Origin of the sequence: Dactylosporangium sp. NPDC051485 (assembly GCF_040682015.1) — a bacterium.
GTDB lineage: Bacteria > Actinomycetota > Actinomycetes > Mycobacteriales > Micromonosporaceae > Dactylosporangium.
In genome coordinates, this window is record NZ_JBFAZW010000065.1 from 60318 (window position 1) to 65664 (window position 5347).

Annotated in this window: 7 protein-coding genes and 2 pseudogenes; 7 read left to right on the forward strand and 2 right to left on the reverse strand. The window is 74.6% G+C overall.

Annotation, left to right across the window (positions count from 1 at the left end; genetic code table 11):
* The 5 genes from AB0M46_RS31535 to AB0M46_RS31555 form a co-directional block, all read left to right on the forward strand.
* The coding region (locus AB0M46_RS31535) for a tetratricopeptide repeat protein (protein ID WP_363341928.1) at positions 1-459 on the forward strand (459 nt) is incomplete at its 5' end.
* Between the two features lie 79 nt (positions 460-538).
* Entirely contained in the window at positions 539-853 is a 315-nt protein-coding gene (locus tag AB0M46_RS31540; RefSeq protein WP_363341930.1) for a hypothetical protein, read from the forward strand.
* Positions 853-1023, forward strand: coding sequence for a hypothetical protein (locus AB0M46_RS31545; protein WP_363341932.1), 171 nt, complete (start codon positions 853-855; stop codon positions 1021-1023). The genes AB0M46_RS31540 and AB0M46_RS31545 overlap by 1 nt, the downstream gene beginning before the upstream one ends.
* A gap of 30 nt (positions 1024-1053) precedes the next feature.
* A complete protein-coding gene (locus AB0M46_RS31550; RefSeq protein ID WP_363341934.1) occupies positions 1054-1668 on the forward strand; it encodes a hypothetical protein in 615 nt (204 codons plus the stop codon).
* On the forward strand, positions 1665-1856 hold the full coding sequence (locus AB0M46_RS31555) for a hypothetical protein (RefSeq protein ID WP_363341936.1): 192 nt from the start codon (positions 1665-1667) through the stop codon (positions 1854-1856). The genes AB0M46_RS31550 and AB0M46_RS31555 overlap by 4 nt, the downstream gene beginning before the upstream one ends.
* A 5-nt stretch (positions 1857-1861) precedes the next feature.
* Here the strand turns inward: AB0M46_RS31555 and AB0M46_RS31560 are convergent, their stop codons facing one another.
* On the reverse strand, positions 1862-2830 hold the full coding sequence (locus tag AB0M46_RS31560; protein ID WP_363341937.1) for a DUF5937 family protein: 969 nt from the start codon (positions 2828-2830) through the stop codon (positions 1862-1864).
* Between the two features lie 60 nt (positions 2831-2890).
* Here AB0M46_RS31560 and AB0M46_RS31565 point away from each other — a divergent pair, with 60 nt between their 5' ends.
* Positions 2891-4102, forward strand: coding sequence for an MFS transporter (locus AB0M46_RS31565; protein ID WP_363341939.1), 1212 nt, complete (start codon positions 2891-2893; stop codon positions 4100-4102).
* 841 nt (positions 4103-4943) lie between these two features.
* A pseudogene (locus AB0M46_RS31570) lies at positions 4944-5177 on the forward strand (hypothetical protein); the annotation flags it as partial.
* Between the two features lie 84 nt (positions 5178-5261).
* Here the strand turns inward: AB0M46_RS31570 and AB0M46_RS31575 are convergent.
* Positions 5262-5347 (reverse strand): annotated as a pseudogene (locus tag AB0M46_RS31575) (dihydrofolate reductase); the annotation flags it as partial.

A 5347-nucleotide genomic window follows, 5' to 3' on the forward strand; every position in this document is an offset into this window, starting at 1 on the left:
CCCATCCGGCGGGAGGTCGGCGACCGTGCCGGCGAGGCCGCCACCCTCAACAACATCGGCCTCGTGTATGACAACCTCGGGGATCGGCAGCGGGCCCTGGCCTTCTACGGGCAGGCGCTGTCCATCGTGCGGGAGGTCGGCGACCGCGCCGGCGAAGCCATCACCCTCAACAACATCGGCGCCGTGTACAACGGGCTCGGGGATCGGCAGCAGGCCCTGGCCTTCTACGGGCAGGCGCTGCCCATCCTGCGGGAGGTCGGCGACCGCGCCGGCGAAGCCGTCACCCGGTACAACATCGCGACGATCAACCGGGCGGAGGGCAACCTCGACCAAGCGATCAGTGAACTCGAACGCGTCGTCGACCTCGACCAGCAAGTCGGCAACCCTGACCTCGCATCTGACACCGCATTCCTCGACCAAGTACGCCAGGAGCGAGCTACCGGCCCCAGAGCAACCTGATCACTCATTTCGGCGTAGGAGCCGAGGGCCGTAGTGCAGTCCGCATCTTATCGTCGTAGTTCGGAAAAGCGCCTCGTGCGTGCTGTGCATCTTCCTCACCCCGGCCGAGCTTGCGCGCGCCGCGCAGGTCAACCCGCTGCTCGCGCAGTGCTACGCGCTCGCCGAGGTCACCATCGGCCACCGGTTCCGGCTCAACCTCGCCATGGTCGACGTGCTCGCCGCCGCGGGCATCCCGATGCTGCCCGACGACACCCCGCGTGACGCCGCCCTGTGGGCCCGGCTGATCCGCGAGGCCGATCCGGACCGGACGGCCCGATGGCCACAACCGGCCCAGCGCTGGGACGACATGGTGGACTTCCTCGCCCCGCACCTAGCCGACCTGGGAGTCCGGTGATGGGCGAGCTGCGCACCGAGGCCGACTTGCTGCGGACGCCGGACACCGGCACCTACACCCTGACCGACCGGCGGGCCGAGGCGGCCGGGCCGGCCGACCGCCCGCGCGGTCGGAAGCGCATCCAGGACGGCAAGGAACAGTACAAGCGGCGGGTCCGCTCGGCGCTGTAGACGCTACGCCGGCCGCGCCGGGCCCAGCGGGTGGGCGACGGCGAGGCCACCTGGCTGATCGAGGGCACGACGCAGACGCCACGGCGGGCGTTGTTCGTGTGGCTGCCCGGCGACCCGTCGCAACTCGAACTCGTCCTCGGCGCCGCCGCCGACGTGCTCGCCCGGTGCGGCGAGCCGATCGACCTGATCCTGGCCGACCCGCCCTACGCGCTCGGCCACGGCGACCGTCGCTCGGCCTACCAGCGCACCTACGCCCGCGACCACGACCAGGTCGTCGACGGCTACGTCGAGGTCGACCCGGCCGCCTATGCCGACTTCACCGCCGAGTGGGTGACTGCGGCCGCCGCAGCGCTGCGCCCGGGCGGCCACCTCGCCGTGGTCACCGGCGCCCCAGCAGCCAGCCCGGGTCCAGGTCGCCGGCGAGGACGCGGGCCTGACCTACGTGAACTCGATCGTCGTGCCGCGCCGGTTCGGCATGTACTGCACCCGCCGCTTCGTCCACCAGCACCACCGGATCACGCTGCTCACCGCCGGCCGGCTCGACTCCGCGCGCCGGGTCTTCCACCGGCCACCGGAGATGCCGCGGGACCGCCACGGCGAGGTCTACGCCGTCGATGTGGACCGACGAACCGTTGCTCGCCGTGACGACCGCCCGGGGGCCGGGCGACGCGGTCACGCTCGTGCTGGCTGGCGAGATCGACCGGAGTACCGTGCGGGCGCAGCGGCTCGGGCGGGAGGCCGGGGTCGCCGTCGAGGTGGCCAACCCCAGCGCCGTCGTGGCCCGGGTGCTCACCGTCACCGGGGTGTTCCACGTCCTGGTCGGGGCCGCCTGACCGGCTCAGGACGCGCTCTGGGCCAGCGCGTCGCCGGTCGGGGTGCGGCTGTAGTACACCTCCTTGCCGACCCGCCGGCCGACGGCCAGGCCGCCGCCGCGCAGGATTGCCAGGTGCTGGCTCACCGCGCCGGTGGTCAGCGACAGCCGGCGGGCCAGGGCGGTCGTGGTCGCCGGCTCGGCCAGCGCGACCAGCATCCGGGCCCGGTTGCGGCCGATCAGCGCGGCCAGGCCGTCCGGGGCCGGCGGCGGTTGCTCCTCCCACAGGATGCCGACGCCGGCCACCGGATAGGCGAGCATGAGCCGGTACGGCGCCGACATCACCGCCACCGTCGGCCAGTGGAACGCGCTGGGCACCAGGACCAGGCCCTCGCCCTGCGGCTCCAGGATCTCGCGGTGCTTGCGGTCGATGATCAGCCGGTCGCCGGTCCACGTCACCGTCGGGTGCAGCGAGTCGAACAGGGCCCGGGCCCCGCCGGCGGCCAGGGTGCGGGTCCGGCGGATCACGTCGGCCTCCAGCAGCGCCCGCACCCGTGGCCAGTCCTCGCGCAGGCACGCGTCCCAGTAACGGGCCAGGGTGTCGGCGACCCGCGCGACCCCGGCCTCCGGGTCGTCCTGGAACGCTCGCAGCGCCGGCGCGCCGCGCGGCCGGGCGATGCTCACCTCGGCCAGGGCGGTGGCCGGGGGCGTGGCCCGGATGCGCTCCAGCTCGGCCGCGAACGCCGGGGCCTGCGCCTCCGGCGGCGGGGTGAGGAAGTCGGGCATGTAGCCGCCCGGCGGCACCAGCGCCAGCAGCTCCTCCATCCCGCCGACGCCGGCCAGCCGCGGCCGCACCGCGTCCACCCACGGGCGGTGAATGGCCTGCCGGGCGGGGTCGCCCAGCGTGCGCAGGCTCGCCACGAGCTCCCACATCGGCGAATACGCAAACCGGATCCTGGCCACGTCGTCGGGCCCGAGCAGCCACGTGACCGTCATACGTTTTAGCCTACGCTAAGACGTTGGCCACGGGCCGGAGCGATCTTCGACGCTGTGCGCGTGACGACAACGGGGATTGCTGAGACCCCGGCGGTACGCCGGGAAACCAAACTGCCCACACCGTTCTGGGCGCTGTGGTCCGGCACGCTGGTCAACCGGCTCGGGACGATGGTCATGCCGTTCACCGGGGTGTACCTCACCCAGGCCCGCGGCTTCTCGGTCGCGGTCGCCGGGCTGGCGATGACGCTGTTCGGCGTCGGCTCGGTGGTCTCGCAGCTGGCCGGCGGCTGGCTCGCCGACCGCATCGGGCGCCGGGCCACGCTCTGCGGCAGCATGGTCGCCACCGCCGCCGTGATGCTCGTCCTGGGCTACAGCACCGGGCTCGCCCCGATCCTGGCCGGCATGCTGGTCCTCGGCCTGCTCATCGACGCCTACCGACCGGCGTCCAGCGCGCTGGTGGCCGACCTGGTCCCGGCGCGGCTGCGGCCCAAGGCCTACGGGCTGCTGTTCTGGGCCGTCAACCTCGGCTACGCGGTGGCCATGGTGGCCGGCGGCTGGCTGGCCCGGCTCGGGTTCTCCTGGCTGTTCTGGGCCGACGCGGTGACCTGCGCGGCGTTCGCGGTTCTGGTCTGGCGGGCCGTGCCGGAGACCAGGCCGCAGGGCGGGGCGGGGGAGACGGGCGGGTTTCTCGCGGTGCTGCGCGACCGCACCATGGTGGCGTTCACCGCGGTCACGCTGGGGCAGGCGCTGGTCTACCTGCAGACCGTGACCATGCTGCCGGTGGCCATGACGGGCGCCGCCGGGCTGGACCCGAGCGAGTTCGGCATGGCGATGGCGCTCAACGGCGTGCTCATCGTGGCGTTGCAGCCCGTCGTGTCCGCGTGGCTCGGCCGCTTCGACCCGCCGCGGGTGATGGCGCTCGGCCTGGCGGTCATGGGGGTCGGCTTCGCGGCGACCGCGTTCGTGACGACGGCGTGGGGGCTCGCGCTCACCATCGTCCTGTGGACCGCCGGTGAGATCATCACCGCCGGGATCGGCGGGGCGATCGTGGCCGCCCTGGCCCCGGCCCACCTGCGCGGGCGCTACAACGGGCTGAACGGCTTCGCGTGGGCGGCCGCCTCGGTCATCGCCCCGCTGGCCGGCAGCCGGCTGCTCACCGCGGGCGTCGGGGCGCTGTGGTTCACCGTCGGCGCGGTCGGCCTGCTCGCCGCCGTCGGGCTGCTCGCGATCGGCCCGGCCATCCGCCACCGTGTCAGCGCTGCCCAGGACTGAACCGCCACCGGACCCGGAAAAGGTCTGACCGAATGGGGAGAGCGCTCTCTGTCGTTGCACGGTAGTCTCCCGGCACGCGACCGTGACGGGAGAGGCGCGGATGATCCGGCTGGTAATCGGCGCGCTGCGCCGGCGAGGGGCCCAGGGGCTGGCGGTGTTCGCGCTGGCCGCGCTGCTTGTGGCGGTCGCCGCCGCCGGGCCGCTGTTCGACGCCGGGGCCGCCGTGCGCACCACCGCCGCCGACCTCGCCGACGCGCCCGCCGGGCAGCGGCTGCTCTCCGTGCACCGGCCGGTGACCAGCGGGGGCGACCCCGCCGCGGCGCTGGCGGAGTTCCGGGGCGCGGTCGAGCAGGTGCTCGGCCCGGCCGGGTCCCCGGTCACGCTTGGGCTCACGCAGGCCCTCGGCACCGCGAGCGGGATCGGGCGGTCGGTGCCGGTGGCGTACCGCGACAACGCCTGCGCCAACATGCACATCGACGGCGCCTGCCCGGCCGCGCCCGGGGAGGCGGTGGTGAGCGCGGCCGCGGCCAAGGCGCTCGGCGTCCGGGCCGGTGGCACGCTCGCGCTCAAGGCCCAGCGCACGGAGGGCGCGCCCGCCCTGACGCTGAAGGTCACCGGCGTGTACGAGCGGCTCGACCCGGCCGGCCTCTGGTGGGGCGACCCGCTGTTCGGGCCCGGCCGGATCCGCGGCGGCGACGAGACCCTCGATCCAGTCTTCGTCCCCATCGGCACCTTCACCGGCCTGCTCGACGCCCCGGCCGCGGGTTATGCCGTCGAGGCGCCGCGCGCGCTCGTCGACGGCGGGCTCGCCGCCGTCGGGTATGCGCTGCGCGAGGCCGGCATGGAGTTCACCGGGCCGCCGGACGAGCTGCTCGCCCGGGTCGCCGCCGACCGGGCCGCCACCCGCCGCGGGGTGCTCGCCGGCTGGGTCCAGGCGCTGGTGCTGTGCGGGCTGGCGCTGGGCATCGTCGGCCGCTACACCGCCCAGGACCGCCGCCCCGACTACGCCCTGCTGAAGCTGCGTGGCGCGACCCGCCGCCGGACGCTGCGGCTCACCGTCTGGCAGCACCTGCTGCCGATGCTGGCCGCCCTGCCGGTCGGGCTCGGCCTCGGCTGGCTCGCCGCCCGGGTCGCCGCCGGGGCCGCCGCGCCCGTCGCCGCGCTGCCCCCGATAGCGCAGGTGCAGCACCCGGTTGCCCTGTATCACCACGTCAGGATCCTCCAACAGGTGCTGCGCGTGGACCG